The 21210-nt window shown below is 43.3% G+C and carries 19 protein-coding genes; 2 read left to right on the top strand and 17 right to left on the bottom strand.

Annotation, left to right across the window (positions count from 1 at the left end; all coding sequences use genetic code 11):
* Positions 1–13 precede the first annotated feature (13 nt).
* From AR334_RS25980 to AR334_RS25945, 8 genes are all read right to left on the bottom strand, one after another.
* Complete coding sequence (locus tag AR334_RS25980) at positions 14–1807, bottom strand: ABC transporter ATP-binding protein (protein ID WP_066320981.1); 1794 nt, start codon at positions 1805–1807, stop codon at positions 14–16.
* 1 nt (position 1808) lies between these two features.
* Positions 1809–3560, bottom strand: a complete 1752-nt coding sequence (locus AR334_RS25975; protein WP_066320980.1) for an ABC transporter transmembrane domain-containing protein — start codon at positions 3558–3560, stop codon at positions 1809–1811.
* Between the two features lie 142 nt (positions 3561–3702).
* A complete protein-coding gene (locus AR334_RS25970) occupies positions 3703–3915 on the bottom strand; it encodes a YneF family protein (RefSeq protein ID WP_066320973.1) in 213 nt (70 codons plus the stop codon).
* A gap of 77 nt (positions 3916–3992) precedes the next feature.
* Complete coding sequence (gene sirA / locus AR334_RS25965; RefSeq protein ID WP_367576377.1) at positions 3993–4436, bottom strand: sporulation inhibitor of replication protein SirA; 444 nt, start codon at positions 4434–4436, stop codon at positions 3993–3995.
* Between the two features lie 218 nt (positions 4437–4654).
* The gene (gene tkt / locus AR334_RS25960; RefSeq protein ID WP_066320964.1) at positions 4655–6661 is read right to left on the bottom strand and encodes a transketolase; all 2007 of its coding nucleotides are present in this window, start codon (positions 6659–6661) and stop codon (positions 4655–4657) included.
* Positions 6662–6838: 177 nt separating this feature from the next.
* Positions 6839–7069: a DUF896 domain-containing protein gene (locus AR334_RS25955; RefSeq protein ID WP_066320962.1), complete on the bottom strand. Its 231-nt coding sequence runs from the start codon at positions 7067–7069 to the stop codon at positions 6839–6841.
* Positions 7070–7187: 118 nt separating this feature from the next.
* On the bottom strand, positions 7188–7841 hold the full coding sequence (locus AR334_RS25950; protein ID WP_066320960.1) for a recombinase family protein: 654 nt from the start codon (positions 7839–7841) through the stop codon (positions 7188–7190).
* 2 nt (positions 7842–7843) lie between these two features.
* On the bottom strand, positions 7844–8167 hold the full coding sequence (locus AR334_RS25945) for a LysM peptidoglycan-binding domain-containing protein (protein ID WP_066320959.1): 324 nt from the start codon (positions 8165–8167) through the stop codon (positions 7844–7846).
* A 158-nt stretch (positions 8168–8325) separates the two neighbouring features.
* On the opposite strand from AR334_RS25945, the gene lexA reads away from it, so the two are divergent.
* Positions 8326–8949 carry a transcriptional repressor LexA gene (gene lexA, locus AR334_RS25940; RefSeq protein WP_066320957.1) on the top strand — a complete coding sequence of 208 codons (624 nt, stop codon included), beginning with the start codon at positions 8326–8328 and terminating at the stop codon, positions 8947–8949.
* Between the two features lie 778 nt (positions 8950–9727).
* Here lexA and glnA read toward each other — a convergent pair.
* The 7 genes from glnA to miaA form a co-directional block, all read right to left on the bottom strand.
* On the bottom strand, positions 9728–11062 hold the full coding sequence (gene glnA, locus AR334_RS25935; RefSeq protein ID WP_066320955.1) for a type I glutamate--ammonia ligase: 1335 nt from the start codon (positions 11060–11062) through the stop codon (positions 9728–9730).
* A gap of 27 nt (positions 11063–11089) precedes the next feature.
* Positions 11090–11491, bottom strand: a complete 402-nt coding sequence (locus tag AR334_RS25930) for a MerR family transcriptional regulator (protein WP_066320946.1) — start codon at positions 11489–11491, stop codon at positions 11090–11092.
* Between the two features lie 148 nt (positions 11492–11639).
* Entirely contained in the window at positions 11640–12908 is a 1269-nt protein-coding gene (locus AR334_RS25925; protein WP_066320943.1) for an aminotransferase class I/II-fold pyridoxal phosphate-dependent enzyme, read from the bottom strand.
* A gap of 12 nt (positions 12909–12920) precedes the next feature.
* On the bottom strand, positions 12921–14180 hold the full coding sequence (gene hflX / locus AR334_RS25920) for a GTPase HflX (RefSeq protein WP_066320941.1): 1260 nt from the start codon (positions 14178–14180) through the stop codon (positions 12921–12923).
* A gap of 289 nt (positions 14181–14469) precedes the next feature.
* The gene (gene spoVK, locus AR334_RS25915; protein ID WP_066320939.1) at positions 14470–15420 is read right to left on the bottom strand and encodes a stage V sporulation protein K; all 951 of its coding nucleotides are present in this window, start codon (positions 15418–15420) and stop codon (positions 14470–14472) included.
* Between the two features lie 170 nt (positions 15421–15590).
* Positions 15591–15821, bottom strand: coding sequence for an RNA chaperone Hfq (hfq, locus tag AR334_RS25910; RefSeq protein ID WP_066320937.1), 231 nt, complete (start codon positions 15819–15821; stop codon positions 15591–15593).
* Positions 15822–15848: 27 nt separating this feature from the next.
* Positions 15849–16805, bottom strand: a complete 957-nt coding sequence (miaA, locus tag AR334_RS25905; RefSeq protein WP_066320935.1) for a tRNA (adenosine(37)-N6)-dimethylallyltransferase MiaA — start codon at positions 16803–16805, stop codon at positions 15849–15851.
* 303 nt (positions 16806–17108) lie between these two features.
* Here miaA and mreBH point away from each other — a divergent pair, with 303 nt between their 5' ends.
* Positions 17109–18116, top strand: a complete 1008-nt coding sequence (mreBH, locus tag AR334_RS25900; RefSeq protein ID WP_066320933.1) for a rod-share determining protein MreBH — start codon at positions 17109–17111, stop codon at positions 18114–18116.
* Between the two features lie 892 nt (positions 18117–19008).
* On the opposite strand, the gene AR334_RS25895 is transcribed toward mreBH, so the two are convergent.
* Positions 19009–19188 (bottom strand): hypothetical protein, encoded by a 180-nt coding sequence (locus AR334_RS25895; RefSeq protein WP_082693113.1) that lies wholly within the window; start codon positions 19186–19188, stop codon positions 19009–19011.
* Between the two features lie 294 nt (positions 19189–19482).
* Positions 19483–21210, bottom strand: a 1728-nt coding sequence (gene mutL, locus AR334_RS25890; RefSeq protein WP_066320929.1) for a DNA mismatch repair endonuclease MutL, incomplete at its 5' end; no start/stop codon positions are given.

The following is a 21210-nucleotide window of genomic DNA, read 5'->3' as shown; positions in this document are numbered from 1 at the left end:
GGGCTTTTTTCTATTAGTTGACGGCATCTTCCAGCTTTTCTACCAATCCGTTTTGCAGCAGGTACATTTTATGGTAGAGCCCGCCAAGCGTCAGCAGCTCCTGATGGTTTCCTCGTTCGACGATTTCCCCCTGATGCAGCACGAGAATCAAATCGGCATCCTGGATTGTCGACAGCCTATGGGCAATCGCAATAGTCGTCCGCCCTTTTCGCATTTTTGCCAGCGCCGTCTGAATCGCTTCCTCCGTCTCCGTATCGATATTGGCGGTTGCTTCATCCAACACCAAAACTTTCGGGTTGGCCGCAATCGTTCTGGCAAAGGCAATTAATTGCCGCTGTCCGCTTGAAAAAGTCGACCCCCGCTCAACGACCTTATGGTTATAGCCATCCTCCAGCCGCTCGATAAAGGTATTCGCTTGAACAAATTTTGCAGCTTCCTCAATTTGCTCATCACTCATCGTTTGATCGTGAAGCTTAATATTTTCCTTTACAGTGCCATAGAACAGGAACGGGTCCTGTAATACAAGGCCCAGTTTCTCCCTTAATTCAGTTTTGGAATAATTTCGGATCGATTCGCCATCAATCAAAATTTCACCGCGGTCAAATTCGTAAAATCGCATCATCAAATTGATAATCGAGCTTTTGCCGCTACCCGTATGGCCGACAAGCGCGACCGTCTCCCCGGGATTCGCCGTAAAGGTGATGTTTTTTAAGACGTCGCGTTTGCCGTCATAGGAAAAACTTAAGTCCTTAAATTCAATTTTTCCTTGTTGGATCATTTTCGTCCCATCATTTTGTTGGGCCGGTGCCAGTTCGTCTTCGTCCAACAGCCTGAAAACCCTTGAACCGGCAACAATCGCCTGCTGGTATAAGGAAAGCCGCATCATCATCTGGTTCACCGGTTCAAAGAAACGGTCCAAATAATTGATAAACGCATAAATGACCCCGATTTTTACCGAAGTTTCAAACGAAGTGATCCCGAAATAACTCAATACGATGATTAAGGCGAAAATATAAATCAAGTCAATTGCCGGCCTTAACAGCAGGGCATCGATTTTAATATTTTTCATGCCAGCCTGATAGTGTTTGTCGTTAATCGCGCCAAATTCCTGACGCAGGCGCTTTTCCTGGCGAAATACTTGGATGATCGCCATCCCTTGCAACGATTCGCTAAGTTTCGCATTCAACTGGCTCAGTCTTTCCCGCATATCCAAATAATAGCGTGAGCTTAATTTGCGGTATAAAGCCATGACAAAAACTAAGATCGGAATGATCACAACACAAAACAAGGCCAGTTTGACATTCAAGATGAACATCGCGATAAAAATCCCCGACAATAGGAATCCACTTTGAATAAACGTCGAAATTACCGTCACGAACATGTCTTTAATCGCTTCTGTGTCATTGGTTACCCGTGAAACGATGCTGCCCGCCGGTGTTTTATCAAAATATTTCAGACCAAGCGCCTGTACCTTTGAAAACACGTCAATTCTTAGCTGTTGGATAATATATAAGGCAATCTCCTGGAATTTCACCAATTGAAAAAACAACAGGATGCCTTTGACGATTTGGATGCCCATATAGATAGATCCGAGAATCAGCAGCGGCTTATATTCAAGGTTCCCCGGAGTTAAATAATCGTCAATAAAAATTTTGACCAAAATTGGTAAAACAATATCCCCTACTGTTGTTAATATCAACAGCAGAAAAGCCCATCCGATTATTTTTTTATGCGGTTTTGTATAAGAAAGCAGGCGGAATAATACTTTGCGCTGTTCACGTCCTGATAGTTCTATTTTTTCTTCCATTTTATTGTCCTCCGAGCTCAACCAGTTCTTCCAGCTGCTGGCGCAAATACATTTCTTTATACCAACCGCCGATATCCATCAGTTCTTCATGGGTGCCTCTTTCGATAATCCGGCCATCCTCCAGCACAATAATGAGATTGGCGTGTTGAATCGCACTTAAACGGTGCGAAGTGATGATTGTTGTTTTTCCTTCCCGATTCTCCCGCAACGAAGACAAGATGGCTTCCTCGGTTTTCGCATCGACCGCTGACAGGGAGTCATCGAGGATTAATACTTCCGGATTCATCAGCAGCGAGCGGGCGATTGAAATCCGCTGTTTTTGACCGCCGGACAATGATACCCCACGCTCACCGACAACGGTTTGGTAGCCGTCGGTAAATTGAAGAATATCATCATGAATATTGGCCAGTTTTGCCGCCTGTTCAATTTCCTCTTGCGTGGCAAGCGGGTTGGTAAAGGCAATGTTCTCGGCAACCGTGGCCGAAAACAGGAAATGATCCTGAGGCACATAGCCGATTGCCTCGCGCAATTTTTCAAGCTTATAGTCTTTGAGTTTGTGCCCGCCGAAGATAATTTCCCCTTGCTCGCCATCAAATTCGCGGATCAGCAGCTTCAACAGAGTGGTTTTTCCGGCGCCAGTCTTGCCGACGATTCCAAGAGTTTCACCTTTATTTAGCGTAAAATAAATATCTTTTAAGACCGGTTTTGCTTCCCCAGGATAGGTAAATTCGCTAATGTGATAGCTCAAATCACCGTTTGGAACAGCATTTAAAGCATCAGCACGATCGATGATATCAACCTTTTCCCGTAGCAAGGCGGAAACCCGGTCATAAGAGGCCCTACCTCGTTCTACTATATTAAACAACCAGCCAAATGCCAGCATCGGCCAAATTAACAATCCCAAATAAGCGGTAAACGAGATTAACTGGCCAATGGTCAGTTCCCCCGCAAGCACATACTTTGCCCCAAACACAATCGCTAAGAAATAAGATATACCGACAATAATCGAAATAGTAGGATCATAGAGTGAGTCAATTTTGGCAACGACAATATTCTTTTGCACCACATCTTCCGACTGTTTCCGAAAATCTTCAATATCCTCCTGTTCCTGGCCAAATGTCTTAATCACCTTGATCCCCATAATACTTTCCTGGGTTTTATCATTCAGAGATGAAAAAGCTTCCTGTGCCTTATAAAAGCTTTTATGCAACATCGTCCCAAACCAATTGGTCAACAGCGCCATGATTGGCATGGGAATCAAACAAATCAACGTCAGTTTCCAGCTTATTGTAAAAGCCATCGCGATGATGACAAAGCCGCCGGTCGATAATGAATCAACAAGCGTCAGCACTCCCGCACCGGCCGTTTGCTGGATGGCGGCTAGGTCATTGGTAGCATGGGCCATCAAGTCGCCAATCCGGTTTTTCTGGTAAAACGATGGTGACATATTGGTGAAATGGTGATATAAGCGGTTCCTTAAAATTTTGCTAAGCTTCACCGCTGAACCGAAAATCATATTTCTCCAATAATACCTGAGTGCATACATGCCCAGTCCGACACCAATAAGCACAAGTATCCACTTAACCAGCAGAGCCATTGTCATCGTTCCATCATTAATATGGTCGGCAATAATTCCGATTATTTTAGGCGGCAGCACCTGCAGCAGTGCGACTAATAATAGTAAAATAACCCCTGATATGTACGCTTTCTTCTCCTGCTTAAAATACCAGCCTAATTGTAAAAAGACCTTCATAACATTCCCCCGAAACATAAGACGTCTCTAAATATTTAGCAACCCGAGGTATCTATTTTATCAAAAATTCCTAAAATAAGAAAGATTGAGACAGGCAATGACAGAAAAAAGCACCCATTATGACATGGGTGCTTGTATCAACTTATTTTGATTGCTTGTTCATTGCGTTCAACATTTGGTTGATTTTCTTCTGCGATGGCTTTTGGCCCATCTGCATCATCATCGTTTTTAACATTTGCTCATTGATTGGCGGATTTTTCTTTAAGTAGCTCATCATATATCTACGAGCGATGAAAAATCCTAGTGCTATACCAGCTGCAAGGGCCAGTATACCAACTAGAATGTAACCCCACATTCAAATTTCCTCCTTCATGTTGTCTACCATACATCAGTTTACTAAATAAAACGAGATAAGACAATATTTCGTTTTATTTAGACAAATTTTCTTTCTTTAATTGGTTTTAACCAGCCAAATCGCTCGTGTTCAAGATCGATGGCCAGAAAGGACGCTTCGGATTTTCGCAGCACCTCAAAAAATGCCGTCTCTGCCTCATAGCTGCCCTCTGCCTCTACTGTAATTAAGTCCTGGTACACCTCTAATTTCGCCATACTTAATTTTCCACTTAATTCAATTGTATATGCACCGTGATCGGCTTTAAATCCCTTTGTTTTTCCAAACTGTTTTTGAATCAGTTGATGGAGTTTTAACACTTCCAATTTTTTCGTAATATAGGCAATTTGCCGCTGGATAATAAATTCAAGTTCCCCATGTGCTTGTTGATAATCCTTGAATAGTTGAAAAAACACGCGCTCTCGTCCGAAGTAATGGGTAGCAAATTCATCTTCTATTAAATAAAGCTGATATTTTCTCAACACGAACCTCTCCTTCGCTGACATCCCTTTTATCTATTATAAAAAAGAAGACAGGAAACATTTGTCTTTCCACGGCAAAAACTTTCACTAATTTTGTCGAAGCGCTATATCCACTACCTATTCGAGAAATGTTATTCTATTTCCTGCCTATTTTTCCAATGTTCAATTTTTTGTAAAAAAAAGAGAGAACAGACATAAAGTCCATTCTCTCTTGGTTAGAATTATTTTTGCAGCAGTGCTTTGACACGGGCAACTACGTTATTCACGTTGAAGCCGTATTCGTCCATAACCTTCTCACCAGGTGCCGATGCTCCAAATTTGTCAATCGCCAAAACGTCGCCCTCATCGCCGGTATATTTATGCCAGCCAAAGGATGCGCCCACTTCAATTCCCAAGCGTTTTTTCACGTTTTTCGGCAGGACTGAATCCTTGTACTCTTGAGACTGCTGTTCAAAACGATCCCAAGACGGCATGCTGACAACGGATACGTGAATACCTTCGCCGCTAAGTGCCTGTTGTGCTTCTACTGCAAGGCTAACCTCTGAACCGGTAGCCAGTAGCAAGGCATCAGCTGTTTCTTTACCAGCAGGCGAAACAACGTAAGCACCCTTTGATACTCCCTCATAGGCATTTTCTGCTGTGCCTTTTAAGGTCGGTAAGTCTTGGCGCGTTAACACAAGCGCCGTCGGTTTATTAGTTGACTCAACTGCCAACTTCCAAGCGGCAGCTGCTTCATTTCCGTCTCCTGGACGAATAATCGAAAGATTTGGCATCGCCCGAAGTGCAGCTAGTTGTTCAATCGGTTCGTGTGTAGGTCCATCCTCACCTACAGCAATACTGTCATGAGTAAAGACGTAAGTTACCGGTAAGCCCATTAACGCAGCAAGGCGGATTGCGGGACGCAGGTAATCGGAGAATACAAAAAATGTTCCGCCAAATACCTTTACTCCACCGTGAAGAGCCATCCCGTTCATGGCAGCCCCCATGGCAAATTCGCGGACACCAAACCAGAAATTGCGTCCTTCATATTCGCCAGGCATATAATCCTTTGAGCCCTTAATCATCGTTTTGTTGGAACCGGCAAGGTCAGCAGATCCACCGATAAAGTACGGCAGATTCTTTGCGATTCCATTTAATACTTCACCGGAGGAAGCACGGGTTGCAAGAGCCTTTCCTTCACTGTAAACAGGTACATCCTTGTCCCAGCCTTCAGGCAGTTGATTATTTAAAGCCAGCTCTAGCTGTTTGGCCAGTTCAGGATATTCATTTTTATATTGGGCGAATTGGTCATCCCATTCCTTTTCCTTTTTCGCACCATTTTCCACGATTAGATTCTTGAAGTTTTCATAAACTTCCTGCGGCACATGGAAATCTTCCTCGAAAGTCCATTTATAAGCTTCTTTTGTAAGCTTGAGCTCATCAGCGCCAAGAGGTGCACCGTGAACACCGGATGTTCCAGCACGATTTGGGGAACCATAACCGATTGTTGTTCTCACTTCAATCATCGTCGGTCTTTCCAAGTCCGTTCTTGCCTCTTCCAATGCTCTGGCAATTTCCTCAAAATTATTGCCATCCTCGACACGAATGTATTGCCAGCCGTATGAGTCGAAACGCTTTTGGACACTTTCAGAGAACGACTTATCTAAATCTCCATCAAGCGAAATATCATTGGAATCATATAGAACAACCAAGCGTCCCAATTTTAAATGTCCAGCAAGTGATGCAGCCTCTGCAGAAACGCCTTCCATTAAATCTCCGTCGCCACAAATACTGTATGTAAAATGATTTACCAGTTCATATTTTTCCTTGTTATAGACGCTTGCAAGATGGCGCTCAGCCATTGCCATTCCTACCGCCATTGCAATCCCCTGGCCAAGCGGCCCTGTTGTTGCCTCGACACCTTCTGTATGTCGATATTCCGGATGTCCAGGTGTCTTGCTTCCCCATTGACGGAATTGTTTCAGGTCATCCATCGATAGGTTATAGCCCGATAAATGAAGCATACTGTATAACAATGCCGATCCGTGCCCTGCTGATAAGACAAAACGGTCACGGTTAAACCAATGTGGATTTTTCGGATTATGGTTCATGTATCTTGTCCATAATGTATAGGCCATTGGAGCTGCCCCCATCGGCATGCCTGGATGTCCTGAATTTGCTTTCTCGATCATATCGATGGAAAGCGTACGAATCGTCGTTACTGATAATTCATCAATAGAATTAAACATCAATTACATCCTTTCTTGATCTCTAGGATAATAAACACACCATTAATAATATATGTCAATGGTTTTTTATTCAACAATTTGCAACAGAATTAGCTATTAAAAGCACTTTGTTACTTATTTTGACACAGTACATAATTAATATGTAAAAAGGAATACACTTAACTGTATTCCTGATGATTAATGAAGGTTATGCTTCTTTCTATCTTTAATTTTTTTGGGCGTAACATCATTTCCTGCTGGGTCAATGATTTTCGTGTTGGTTAAGGTATCAAGCATCTGAGAACGAAACACGGCTAAGTACTCGCTTCTTAGACTTGTTTGCTCCTTTGCCTCGGCTTCTGTTAATCCTGTTGCTTTTGCTTTTCTAGCCAGTTCATTGATTCTGGCCATTTTTTCTTTGGATAGCATTATGCACATTCCTTTCAAAAAAACTGCCTGCATAAAAAATGATTTTACTAGAAAAATGGTCAACTGGCAAGGCAAATGGTAAGGTATAAGGCACAGAACTAGTGATGAAGCGGATGCATTACTCAACTTCCTCTAATGTCTCTATGTATTCCTGATATCTTCTATGGACTGTGGCTTTAGAAATTTTGTACCCAAAACCTCGTAGGGTTGCTGCGATTTCAGCAAATGTTAAGCCATTTTTTCTTAGTTTATAGATTTCCTCAATTGGTACCTCAATCTTTTCTCTGCCGGAATGCTCGCCAAGATTTTTTAGGTTTTTCTCCGGTTTGTAGCCTTGCTGAATCGCCCGCTTCATGCCGCGTTTAATTTTTACATTATGGAGCTTGCGCTGGTATTCCTCTACCATGCTGACAATTTTCAAAACCATCGAGTCGGATTCGGAAAGCTGCAATTCTCCATTGTGCGAAATGCTATAGAGTTTGATGCCTTCTTTTAAAATGCAATGCAAAATAGCAATTTTGGCATTGCCTCTTCCTAGGCGAGTTTCGTCCTGGATTAATACTGCTTCGACCCGTTCGTCTTTTATTCGTTCAAGCAGCTCAAGGATGCCGTCGCGTTCATAGTCATAGCCGCTGGCTTGTTCTTTTATTATTGTATCCACTTCGAATTGATACTGGGCCGCGAGCTGGGTAAGTTCCTCTTCCTGTCGCTTTAAAGAGGTTTCCTGTGTTTCTTTATTTGTACTGACACGGCAATAGATGATTGCTTTCATGCTTATTCACCCGGTGCGCTTGCAAATTGCGTCAAGGATGGCTCGTTTACGCTGACAGGAATGACAATTTCTTCACCAGGAAAAATCTTTTCATCAACATTTTTGTTATACTTTTTTACCCAATTGACAAATTCTTTGTTCGATAGGGAGTGCATTGAAGCGTATTCCTTGGATAGTCCCCAAAGGGAATCCCCTTCCGACACAGTGACTTTTATGTATTCCTTCTCAACATTAGTGTTTCCTTGGAAGGATATGAAGACTGCGGCTGCACAGCTTAAAATTAATAAAATAATAGCATAAGAGTATTGGTTCCATAATTTTCTCATTACTAAACACCTCTTAGTGGAATGTATGTTCGTTTATTTGTTTTTATTATAATCCGAACGTTTGTTTGTTGTCAACAATTATTCGAACTTATGTTTGTATAAAAAAGGCGAACATGTTATAATAAAGTCAACATTAACCAGGCGAGGTGCATTTTATCATGGTAAAAATATCAAAGCGGCAGCAGGATATCCTTGATTTTATCAAGGGTGAAGTCAAGACCAAAGGCTATCCGCCGTCTGTACGGGAAATTGGCGAAGCTGTTGGACTAGCATCTAGCTCTACTGTTCACGGCCATCTTGCCAGATTGGAAAGCAAAGGCTTGATTAGACGGGATCCAACCAAACCGCGCGCCATTGAAATCTTAGACGCGGATGAAGCATCAAATATTCCGCGTAATATGGTGGTCAATGTACCAATTGTCGGAAAGGTAACTGCCGGCTTGCCGATTACGGCAATTGAAAATATCGAGGAATATTTCCCTCTACCTGAGAGGCTTGTACCTTCCGGCGAACATGTTTTTATGCTCGAGATTATGGGTGAGAGTATGATTGAAGCGGGCATTCTTGATGGTGACTATGTCATTGTCAAACAGCAGCCGTCCGCTAATAACGGCGATATCGTTGTCGCAATGACAGAGGAAGATGAGGCTACTTGTAAGAGATTCTTTAAGGAAAAGGATTATATCCGTTTGCAGCCGGAGAACTCTGCGATGGAACCGATTATTTTAAAGAATGTTTCTATTTTGGGTAAAGTAATTGGGGTTTATCGGCAGATTCATTAATTACAAGAGTTTGAATAAGGTATTCGCGAGGAGTTGAGTCCATTTTCCGTTAAGGGAAATGGGCTTTTTTTACGTATGGTTGGTTTTTTTAATGGAACAGGTAAAAAGAGGATCTTATTTTTAACTTTGGCTTGGTTTTTTGAATGCAACGGGCAAATAGACGCCTTCATTTTTACCGCTGGCTTGGTTTTTCGGGGGCAGCGGGTAAATTGACGGCTTTATTTTTACCGCCGACTTGGTTTTTCGAGCGCAGCGGGTAAATAGACGCCTTCATTTTTACCGCTGACTTCCCTTTTTTGATGCAACGGGAAAATAGACGCCTTCATTTTTACCGCTGGCTTCCCTTTTTTGATGCAAGGGGTAAATACACGCCCTCATTTTTACCGCTGGCTTCCCTTTTTTGATGCAACGGGAAAATAGATGCCCTCATTTTTACCGCTGGCTTGGCTTTTTTTATGGAACGGGCAAATAGACGCCTTTATTTTTACCGCTGACTTCCCTTTTTTGATGCAACGGGAAAATAGATGCCCTCATTTTTACCGCTGGCTTGGCTTTTTTTATGGAACGGGCAAATAGACGCCTTTATTTTTACCGCTGACTTCCCTTTTTTGATGCAACGGGTAAATAAACGCCTTTATTTTTACCGTCTGCTGATTTACCCACGAAAAGTTCACATGACCCCTTCCTACACCGCGACGGATCGACACAACCACCCCAAAACAAAAAGCCCCATCCAGCCCCCACTAAAGGGACGGACAAGGCTCCATTTCTCTCTTTATTAATACATGCTCATATACTGCTCGCGCTCCCATGGATGCACGACGGTGCGGAACATATCCCACTCAATCTCTTTCGCATCAAGGAAGCGTTCGAAGATGTGGTCACCAAGACCATCAACAATCACTTTATTGGCCTTTAACAGGTGTAACGCTTGAGCCAAGGTTGCCGGAAGATCGATGATCCCTTCCTCGGCACGCTCTTCAGTCGACATCACATAGATGTTACGGTCCACTGGTGCAGGTGGAGTCAATTTGTTCTTGATTCCATCGAGGCCTGCCTTCAATAGAACGGCCATTGCCAAATATGGGTTTGCAGACGGGTCAACACTGCGAACCTCAATCCGTGTGCTCATGCCACGTGATGCAGGGATTCGGACAAGCGGTGAACGGTTTTGGGCGGACCAAGCTACATAGCATGGGGCCTCGTAACCAGGAACAAGACGCTTATACGAGTTGACTGTCGGATTTGTTACAGCTGTAAATGATGTTGCGTGTTTCAGGACACCGGCGATAAATTGGCGGGCCGTATCACTCAACTGCAAGTCGCCTGTCGGATCAAAGAAAGTATTTTTTCCTTCATTAAATAATGAAAGGTTCATGTGCATTCCAGAACCAGCAACGCCAAACAATGGTTTAGGCATGAACGTTGCGTGCAAGCCGTGCTTGCGGGCAATTGTTTTTACGACAAGCTTAAAGGTTTGAATTTGGTCACAGGCCGTTAACGCATCTGCATATTTAAAATCAATTTCATGCTGGCCAGGTCCAACCTCATGGTGAGATGCTTCAATTTCAAAGCCCATTTCTTCCAATTCTAGCACGATATCACGGCGGCAGTTTTCGCCAAGGTCAGTCGGCGCGAAATCAAAGTATCCGCCTTTGTCATTCAACTCTAAAGTTGGCTCTCCTTTTTCATCTAATTTAAATAAGAAAAATTCCGGCTCAGGTCCAAGATTAAAATCAGTAAACCCAAGCTCTTCCATTTCCCTTAATACGCGCTTTAGGTTACTGCGCGGATCGCCAGCAAACGGAGTTCCATCCGGATTAGAAATATCGCAAATTAACCGGGCAACCTTGCCTTTTTCCGCTGTCCAAGGGAATACCACCCATGTATCCAAGTCTGGAAATAAGTACATATCCGATTCTTCGATCCGTACGAAACCTTCAATAGAAGAACCATCAAACATCATTTTGTTGTCAAGCGCTTTTTCCAATTGGCTAATTGGGATTTCTACGTTTTTAATCGTTCCGAGAATATCCGTAAACTGCAGCCGGATAAATTTAACATTCTCCTCTTTTGCCATACGTTTAATATCATCTTTTGTAAATCTCGACATTGTAAACCCTCCCGTTTTTTGAAAAAATTAATGGAAAAAGCGCGATAGATCGCCTTGACGCAATGATGACCGATTCTGTCTGCCTGAATGCATTAATTCGTTGCGAAGTAGCTTTCTCAGTTCCTCATCGGTTAACTCCCGCTTCACTTTTTCGATTTGCTGTACTTGTGAAGTTGCATGCTGTTCTTTGACCAAGAAAAGCTGTTTAATGCCAGCCATATTCACCCCTTGATCGATCAAGTCCTTAATTTCCAAAAGCCTGTCGATATCGTTAAGGCTAAATAGACGTCTGTTTCCTTCTGTTCTTGCTGGAGAAATCAATTGGTGCTCTTCATAATATCGGATTTGTCTAGCCGTTAATTCGGTTAACTGCATGACCGTTCCGATCGGAAACAGTGGCATGGAACGGCGAATTTCTTTTCCGCTCACCTGAATTTCTCCTCCTTCTGTTAATTTATATTGCTATTATATTTTAATGTTATAAAAGATGTCAATCTCATGTTAGATAATCTAACATGGATTTTTTTGCATGAAAAAAGAACAGCATTTTTAGCTGCTCTTCGGTATTTCTGCCTAATTAAATTTCGATTAACCCTTTTTCTGCCAGATGGTCCACAGCGAGACAGACCGCCATTTTGACATGAGCATAGGTAAGGCCGCCTTGAACATAAGCCACATACGGTGGGCGAATCGGGCCGTCTGCCGTTAATTCGATGCTCGCCCCTTGAATAAACGTTCCGGCTGCCATTATGACATCATCCTCATAACCAGGCATATAGCTTGGATGAGGTGTGACATAAGAATTAATTGGCGAAGCGAACTGGATCGCCTGGCAGAAAGCCACCATTTTATCGCGGTCGTCAAATTGGACCGATTGGATTAAATCCGTTCGTTTTGCATCCCATTTCGGCGAGGAGTTCATTCCTAATTTTTCAAGCAAGGCCGCGGTGAAAACCGCTCCCTTTAATGCCTGTCCGACAACATGCGGGGCGAGGAAAAAGCCTTGATACATTTCCTGCAGGCTATACAAAGAAGCACCTGCCTCTGCTCCGATTCCAGGAGAGGTCATCCGGTAAGAACACGCTTCGACCCACCGTTTCTTGCCAACGATATATCCTCCGGTTTTGACGATGCCGCCGCCAGGATTTTTTATTAACGACCCTGCCATCAAATCTGCACCGACATGACAAGGCTCGATTTCTTCAACAAATTCTCCGTAGCAATTATCTACAAATACGACAACATCGTGCTTGATTAACTTGACAAAGCGAATCATTTCGCCAATTTCAGCAACCGTAAAGGATGGCCGGACCGCGTAGCCTTTAGAGCGCTGAATCCCAATCATTTTTGTGTTTGGTTTAATTTTCTTGGCGACTGAATCCCAGTCAATCCCACCTTCACTTGTCAACGATACGCTATCATAGGAAATCCCAAATTCCCTCAGTGAACCTACGCCGTTGCCGCGGATTCCGACAATTTCTTCAAGTGTATCATATGGTTTTCCGGTGATATAAAGCAGTTCATCGCCTGGGCGCAGGACACCGAATAAAGCGATAGATATGGCGTGGGTGCCGGAAATAATTTGCGGACGGACCAGGCCGGCCTCGCCGCCAAATACATCGGCGTATACCGCTTCCAGCGTATCCCGCCCAATATCGTCGTATCCGTAGCCGGTTGACGGGATAAAATGCGAGTCGCTAACCCGATGCTTTTGGTAGCTCTGTAGGACCCGGAACTGATTCTTTTCAATTTTTTCGTCGATTCCTTTATGCACTTCCGCGATTTGCTGTTCTACTTCTTTAACGATGTGTTGAAGTTTTTCCCCATTTTTTAGCTGTTGAAACATCTTGCTGTTCTCCTATCTCACATTAAATTTCTGTAATTGTCCGGTGATTTGATGGTCCTCCAATGAATAACCCTTACAACGGTACGCTTGAATGTCTTCATCAAATACCAATTCTCGTAGTATTGTGCCATTTTTCAACTGTGACAACAGTTTTCCTTCAGTCGACGGAACAAGAACTTCATATGGCTTCATCATTCCCATCAAGACTTGTTCAATTTTCAACTTTAATGCCTGCCGGTCATTTTCCTCAAATGCACTAATGAAGACAGTCGGCGTATCGGCAGTTGGCACGAAATCAGTATTCTGGATGTCCCGCTTATTATATACGGTTAACTGCGGAATGTCCTTTACATCAAGGTCCTCCAGCAGTTTATTGACCGTTTTTTCATGCTGAAAGTAATCTTGATTAGACATGTCAACAACGTGCAGCAGCAAATCGGCTTCCTTCACCTCTTCTAGCGTGGAACGAAATGCGGCAATTAACGCTGTCGGCAAATCTTGAATAAACCCGACCGTATCGGTAATTAACGCCAAAAAGCCGCTTGGCAGAATCAATTTACGGGTCATCGGATCGAGTGTTGCAAACAATTGATTTTCCTCATAAGAATCCGCTTCGGACAATCGATTAAACAAGGTTGATTTTCCGGCGTTCGTATAGCCAACGATGGCGACTTGAAACGTTTTGTTTTTCTTGCGACGTTCCCGGTAGCGGTCGCGGTGCTGGACGATGACGGAAAGCTGGCTTTTAATATCATCAATCCGGCGACGAATATGGCGCCGATCGGATTCCAGTTTGGTTTCACCCGGACCTCTTGTTCCAATCCCGGCACCCAACCTTGATAGGGCTGTTCCCTGGCCGGCAAGGCGTGGCAATATGTACTGCAACTGGGCCAGTTCAACCTGAAGCTTTCCTTCTTTCGAACGGGCACGTTGGGCAAATATATCCAAAATGAGCTGTGTTCGGTCGATGATTAGCGCATTGATTCCCGAAGAAAGATTCCGTTTCTGACTCGGTGACAATTCATCATTAAAGATGACCAGGTCTGCCTCCAGTTCTTCAACGAGCGCCTGCAATTCTTCGACTTTTCCTTTTCCGATATAGGTTGCCGGGTGGATACGCTCGCGCTTTTGAACGAGTGAAGCCAGAACTTCTCCTTGAGCTGTTTCCGTTAGTGATTCCAGTTCATCCATAGAATATTGGAACCGTAAATCGTCATCATCGGTCTGACAGCCGACTAACACAACTTTTTCCTTTGTTTCTCTTTGTTCCAAAAGACATCCTTCCCTTCCGGAATACTCTATTTCTCATCTTAACAAAAAACATCCTGATACACTATTTTTCCCATAAAAAACTTATTGTAATTTCCTGGTTGTAAACTGCCTTCACGGAGACTCGGGACGCACTAAAAAATCGGCGGTCTATAGCGAACCGCCGATTTTTTCTTGTCTAGCTCCAGCGCCTAGCCCCTCGAGGTCTTAAGCCGTCCCCCTCCGGAGGGCAGGCCCGTCCTACGGGTTACGTCTTAAGCTTGTCGGGGCTGGTCAAGGCGCTTCCGCTTTTCTAATTATCTTCTTCAAACACCAAGTCATTGCTGCGAATCGTCATTAAATCATGACGGTCATAATTGTTAAGCATAAGCAGCCGCATTGCTTGGGCGCGAATCGATTTTTCGATGATGTTCCGTACATACCGACCGTTTGAAAAACTGTTCGGGGTTAACGCAGACTTTACCCAAATTAAATGGTCCCTAATCTTCTTTTCAGCCTCATGACTCAAGGTGTACTCTCGCTCTTTCAGCATTCTGGCCCCAATCTCCATGAGCTGATGAATGTCGTAATCTGGAAAATCAATCACCAACGGAAACCGGGAATGCAATCCAGGATTCAATGATAAAAAATAGTCCATCTCCCGAGAATAACCGGCGAGAATCAGGATAAACTCGTGCTGCTTATCCTCCATATGCTTAACCAGCGTGTCGATGGCCTCCTTGCCAAAATCCTTTTCCCCGCCGCGACCGAGTGAATAGGCCTCATCAATAAACAAGATTCCGCCCTGTGCCTTCTTGATTAAATCCCTCGTTTTCTGAGCTGTATGGCCAATATATTCACCGACGAGGTCGGCACGCTCCGCCTCAATCAGGTGGCCTTTGGAAAGGACGTTCATCTTTTGAAAAAGCTTGCCGATCAGCCTCGCAACCGTTGTTTTTCCGGTTCCTGGATTGCCTTTAAACATCATATGGAGCGCTTGCTTTTTCGCCTTAAGTCCCATTTCCTCGCGTTTTTTATTCACATAAATCCAAGCATATATTTCTTTAATGGTTCGCTTCATTTCTTCCATACCAACCAAAGCCCCGAGCTCGTCTTCGATTTCCTTTAGCGCCGAATGCTCAGGGGGAATCACCTTTGGAGCAACTTGGAAGTCGGGTAACTCTTTTGTTACGTTTTTTCTCTTCTGGGAGTTGAGAACAACCCTAATTTGACCGTTGCTTTTCATGCGATTATGTTGGTCCAAAGCTTTCACCTCTCATTTTGCAGCGTCAGGTCATTTGTGGGAATGTACAAATGTTTCAAGAAAAGCATAATGCTTCATTTTATATGTATTCACTGCCTTGGAATTTCATTAAAAAGATTTCCTGAAAATAAAAAAGAGCCCTAAAATCATGGGCTCAAGTTTGTCGCATTTTATTGATTGTCAAGATCAAGCTGGACGTATTTTAACGGTGCAAAAGTGGAAATGGCATGCTTATACACTAATTGCTGTTTCCCCTCTGATTCAAATAACACGGTAAAATTATCAAAGCCTTTAATTTGGCCTCTTAATTGGAATCCGTTCAGCAGGAATACGGTTACATGAGTGTTATCTTTCCGGCACTGGTTTAAAAATTGATCTTGAATGTTAATCGACGTTTTCATGATAAATATCCTCCTCTTTTATCTCTACTAATATGTATTCGATTTTACTCCAAGCTTTCCTTCAACATATTGTGAAATTTCCTTTATTTTTTGAGAAAAATTGTTCACATCTGTTACATCAAACCATTTTACCTTCATTTTGTTACGAAACCAAGTTAATTGTCTCTTCGCATAGCGCCTGGAGTTTTGCTTCAGAGTCTCAATCGCCTGTTCAAAGGGAATATCACCATCCAAATATTGATAAATTTCTTTGTATCCAATGGCCTGAATCGATTGGCACTCGCGCAAGCCCCGGTTGTACAAGGATTTCACCTCACCCAAAAGACCTTCGTTTACCATTATATCAACCCGGGCATTAATTCGCTCGTACAACAGCTCCCTGTCCATGGTTAATCCGATAATCGCGGTATCGTACAAAAGGTCTGGCTGCTGTGCATTTTGATACTCGTGACGGGTTTTTCCTGTAAGATAGTAGATTTCAAGGGCACGGATCACCCTGCGGCTATTGTTGGGATGGATTTGTTCGGCGCTTTCCGGATCAATTTCCTGCAGCTCTTTGTACAATGCATCATGGCCGATTTCCTTTAGCCGTTCTTCAAGCTTGTGACGGAGCTCTTCATCACCAGGCACATCGGAAAATTGATAATCATAAATGACAGATTGAATATAAAGTCCAGTCCCGCCCACAATGATGGGAAGTTTTCCGTTTTTGGCAGTCTCCGTTATTTTATCACGAACCAGTGACTGAAATTCAGCCACGGAAAAATTTTCATTAGGTTCCTTGATATCAATTAAATAATGGGGAATCCCTTCCATCTCTTCCTCTTTGATTTTCGCCGTCCCAATGTCCATTCCCCGGTAAATCTGCATCGAATCCCCGCTGATGATTTCACCGTTAAATTTTTTGGCCATTTCAATGCTCAGTTTCGTTTTTCCAACCGCGGTTGGTCCGATGATGACTAATAATTTTTGTTTTGCATCCAATCTTTTCACACTGCCTTGTCGCTTTTTCCTGTGAAATTTTGACTTTCACACCTTTATCGTAACACAAATTTAAAAAGCAGTTGAACATCAAATAAGTATAGTCAAAAAATATCTTTTATATGCGTTTCAAATTTATTTCAAATGAAAGAATTTTTTTCCTCATTCATTACAAATCGATAACGGTTCATTTACAAAGCGCTTTCCACCCCCAAAATCATGTTAGGCTTATACGTAAAGTATTTTGTAAATACAACTCGCAATTTGTTGTAGTTTGACGAAATTCATGAAACTAGGTGATGAAAAATGTTACAAACATTTGATATGGGAATAGATTTAGGAACAGCCAATACATTGGTTTACAGCAAAAATAAAGGAATTGCTCTGAATGAGCCATCAGTTGTCGCGATTGACACAGTAACGAAAAAGATCGTGGCAGTTGGAACCGAGGCTAAGGAAATGCTCGGAAAAACACCTGAAAAAATAATTGCAATCCGCCCGCTTAAGGATGGGGTCATTGCCGATTTTGACCTTACCACTGAGATGCTGAAGGAAATCATGCGCAAAGCATCGAAGAAAATTGGGTTTGCAATGCGCAAGCCGAATGTCGCGGTTTGTATTCCTGCCGGGTCGACAAGTGTGGAACGGAGAGCGATTCAGGATGCAGTCAGAAACGCCGGTGCTAAAAAAATAAGTTTAATTGAAGAGCCTGTGGCAGCAGCGATTGGTGCTGGCCTTCCTGTCGATGAACCGGTAGCGAATGTTGTCGTTGACATCGGCGGCGGCAACACCGAGGTGGCGATCATTTCGTTCGGAGGCGTGGTTGCCTATCATTCTATTAAAGTGGGCGGCGACCGGTTGGATGATGATATTATCCAATACGTCCGCAAGGAATACAATGTGTTGATTGGCGAACGGACTGCCGAGAATATTAAAATGGAAATCGGTTATGCCTTGATAGACCACGAGGAACTGTTTATGGATGTCCGCGGACGAGATCTCGTGTCCGGCCTGCCAAAAACGGTGAAACTATCATCCTATGAAATTCGCAATGCTTTAAAAGAGCCATTATTGCATATCCTGGAGGCCATTCGCGCCACTCTCGAGGACTGCCCTGCCGAGCTGAGCGGTGATATCGTGGACCGCGGCGTAATTTTGACTGGCGGCGGTTCCCTATTGAAGGGAATGGAAGAATGGTTGAGCAAGGAGATTGTGGTTCCGGTCCAGTTGGCGCAAAGCCCGCTCGAATCCGTGGTGGTCGGTACCGGGATGGCCTTGCAGTATTTGAACAAGGTGCATGCTGTGGTGAAGTAAGGGGTTGTATTTTTTTACCGTTGGGTTCGAGAATTCTTGGTGGCGGGAAGAATAACGGCTTTATTTTTACCGTGCCCCCCAAAAATTCCTGCTGGTGGGAAGAATGACGGCTTTATTTTTACCGTGTCCGTCGGAAATTCTTGCCCCCGGGAAGAATGAGGGGTTTATTTTTACCGTGACCTTCCAAAATTCTTGCTCGCGGGAAGAATGACGGCTTTATTTTTACCGTGAACTTCGGTAATTCTTGCCCGCGGGAAGAATAACGGCTTTATTTTTACCGTGAACTTCTGATATTCTTGCTCGCGGGAAGAATGACGGCTTTATTTTTACCGTGAACTTCTGATAGATTAAGTCTATATAATTGTGTAAAAAGAAAGGTCATCAATCATGATCCGTGTTAAAATGTTTTTTTCGACCAAGAAAATCNCTAACACCATTTATTAATAAATTTATTAATTGGTTGAAAAACATTATTGACACTTTTACACAAAAGAATGGACTTGACTCCTGATATTCTTGCTCGCGGGAAGAATGACGGCTTTATTTTTACCGTGAACTTCGGAAATTCTTGCTGGCAGGAAGAATGAGGGATTTATTTTTACCGTTCCCTTCGGAAATTCCTGCTGGCGGGAAGAATGACGGCTTTATTCTTACCGTGCCCCCAAAATACTTGCTAGCAGAAAGAATGAAAGCAATATTTTTACCATGACCTACCAAAATTCTTCCTTGCGGGAAGAAACATATGATAACATGCATATCAATTTGCACCGTATTTGCGGTGCTTTTTTAAATTTTAAAAATAGCCCAAGCTAATATGAACTTAGGCTACATATGGTTTAAATTTAGGAAGGACTAAAGCCACTTTAGGTAATTAAAAATAACCAAAACCATTTTAGTTGTTTTTTGATTCTTTTAACTTTAATCCGTTAGCAACAATTCCAATGAATCCTGTGATTATGAATACATATGCTACGAATAGAGGCGTTGAGGAAAGCGACTCATTGAATATTCTAAGTAAACCAGCAGCAAAAACAAAAAAACTACCTATAAGTGCAATAATTCTATTCTTCAATTTTAAACCTCCCAACAAAACTAATTATTCTTTATCTTTAATGTTAACACATTTATTTGTTTGGTTGACATTAGTTTTTAACAAAAATGTAATAAAAATCGCATCGATACAGCAGCTATTGCACCCTTACAAATTGGGGTGGATTTTCCTATACAAATTTTATTTATCTCTTTACATCAATAAAAAATGAGTGCCAAATTCACATTCACAATTTGGCACTCATTTTAAGTTTCATGTTTAATGTTTAGGATAGGTAACGGAACCCGTTATCGAATGAGAATGCGCTTTTCCCCTTTACATAACCCTCTTAAACATCTTTTCCATTTCATAAATCGAGTAATGCACAATGATCGGTCTGCCATGTGGGCAGGTGAACGGGTCGGACGCTTTTCGCAAATCGTCGAGCAAGGCCTGTATTTCATCAGTCCGCAGATGGCGATTGGCCTTGATCGACGCTTTGCAGCTCATCATAATCGCGGCTTCCTCGCGCAATTTTTTAATATCGACTCTCTTCATCGCCAGCAACTGCTCGATCATATCTTCGATGATTTGCTTTTCCTCACCCTTCGGAAACCACGCTGGGTGCGACCGGACTATGAAACTGTTGAGCCCAAACTCCTCCAAAAATACCCCGACTTCTTCAAGCTCATGAATATTTTCCGAGATTTTTATATAATCATCAGTCGAATATTCAAAGGTCAACGGCATTAACATCTCCTGAAGCTCAGAAGCAACCTGTCCCACTTTTTCGCGAAAGTACTCATATTTCAACCGTTCCTGGGCGGCGTGCTGGTCTATGATATATAGGCCATTTTCATTCTGGGCGAAAATATACGTTCCGTGCATTTGCCCAATTGGATACATCCGGGGCACCCGGCTTTCGGATGAAGTATCACCAGCTTCAACAGAAGCCGTTACCTCAGGAATTTCAACCTGCTCTTCAAATTTTTCTACCGCAACTTGAAATGGATTGGCAGCCATCCAGTTTTGAGGTTCATGAACCTCTTCCACAACTCTAGGTTCTGGTTTCTGCATAAATTCTTGTACCAAAGGGATCTTCGGCGATGGATTTTCCACAAAAACAGGTCTAGGTACCGTCCCCTCATCAAGCGCCAAAGCAGTCTGCTCTGTTTTCGGCTGGTCCTTTTTCGCCACTTGAGTGTAAGCTGTCGGAATCAGCACCTTTGTCTTAAATGCATCCTTGATAATCGTCGTAACCAATTCATTCAGTTCCGCTTCCTTACTAAAGCGAACCTCCATTTTCGACGGGTGCACATTGACATCCACCAGCAGCGGGTCCATCTCAATGTTCACCAGTACAATGGGGAACCGACCGATTGGCAGCAATGTATGGTAGCCCTCCTGAATCGCCTTTGCCAATGGATAGTTTTTAATAAAGCGCCCGTTTATCATTGTGGAAATGTAGTTTCGTGACGCTCTCGTCACCTCAGGCATGGAGGCAAATCCACTCACCTTATAGTCAAGTGAACTCCCCGATATCGGTACCAATTGTTTCGCAATGCTCATCCCGTAAATAGAAGCTAGTACCTGTCTAACATCCCCGTTACCGTTAGTTTGCAGCAGTTTCCGGTCATTATGGATCAAGCGGAAGGCAACCTCCGGATGTGACAATGCGAGCCTGTTGACGACATCGGTAATATTCCCAAGTTCGGTGTGAATCGTTTTCATATACTTCAATCGAGCGGGCGTATTGAAAAATAAATCGGTAATCGTAATATCAGTCCCGCGGCGCGACGATGCTTTTTCAAAAATCTCCACCTTGCCGCCTTCGATGACAACCCGGTTGCCGGCACCCTCGCCGGTGGAAGTTTTCAGTTCCAATCTGGACACAGAGGCGATACTCGGCAGGGCCTCACCGCGGAATCCGAGGGTCCGAATCCGGAATAGGTCGTTTTCATTTTTAATTTTTGAAGTGGCGTGGCGTTGGAAGGCCAGCAACACATCGTCTTCATCAATCCCATTCCCGTTGTCGGTGATGCGGATTTTCGCCAGTCCGGCTTC

Origin of the sequence: Bacillus sp. FJAT-29814, from assembly GCF_001510715.1 — a bacterium.
Classification (GTDB): Bacteria; Bacillota; Bacilli; order Bacillales; family Cytobacillaceae; genus Neobacillus.
Note: the sequence above shows the minus strand (reverse complement) of the source record. Positions and strands in the feature narration are given on the sequence as shown.

What these genes read in the sequence shown, in the direction of transcription:
- mreBH (WP_066320933.1), top strand. Translation starts at nt 17,109, where the DNA reads ATGTTACAAACATTTGATATGGGAATAGATTTAGGAACAGCCAATACA.
- AR334_RS25950 (WP_066320960.1), bottom strand. Translation starts at nt 7,841, where the DNA reads ATGAAAGCAATCATCTATTGCCGTGTCAGTACAAATAAAGAAACACAG.
- AR334_RS25970 (WP_066320973.1), bottom strand. Translation starts at nt 3,915, where the DNA reads ATGTGGGGTTACATTCTAGTTGGTATACTGGCCCTTGCAGCTGGTATA.
- lexA (WP_066320957.1), top strand. Translation starts at nt 8,326, where the DNA reads ATGGTAAAAATATCAAAGCGGCAGCAGGATATCCTTGATTTTATCAAG.
- tkt (WP_066320964.1), bottom strand. Translation starts at nt 6,661, where the DNA reads ATGTTTAATTCTATTGATGAATTATCAGTAACGACGATTCGTACGCTT.
- hfq (WP_066320937.1), bottom strand. Translation starts at nt 15,821, where the DNA reads ATGAAAACGTCGATTAACATTCAAGATCAATTTTTAAACCAGTGCCGG.
- AR334_RS25945 (WP_066320959.1), bottom strand. Translation starts at nt 8,167, where the DNA reads ATGAGAAAATTATGGAACCAATACTCTTATGCTATTATTTTATTAATT.
- AR334_RS25975 (WP_066320980.1), bottom strand. Translation starts at nt 3,560, where the DNA reads ATGAAGGTCTTTTTACAATTAGGCTGGTATTTTAAGCAGGAGAAGAAA.
- glnA (WP_066320955.1), bottom strand. Translation starts at nt 11,062, where the DNA reads ATGTCGAGATTTACAAAAGATGATATTAAACGTATGGCAAAAGAGGAG.
- AR334_RS25980 (WP_066320981.1), bottom strand. Translation starts at nt 1,807, where the DNA reads ATGGAAGAAAAAATAGAACTATCAGGACGTGAACAGCGCAAAGTATTA.
- AR334_RS25925 (WP_066320943.1), bottom strand. Translation starts at nt 12,908, where the DNA reads ATGTTTCAACAGCTAAAAAATGGGGAAAAACTTCAACACATCGTTAAA.
- AR334_RS25955 (WP_066320962.1), bottom strand. Translation starts at nt 7,069, where the DNA reads ATGCTATCCAAAGAAAAAATGGCCAGAATCAATGAACTGGCTAGAAAA.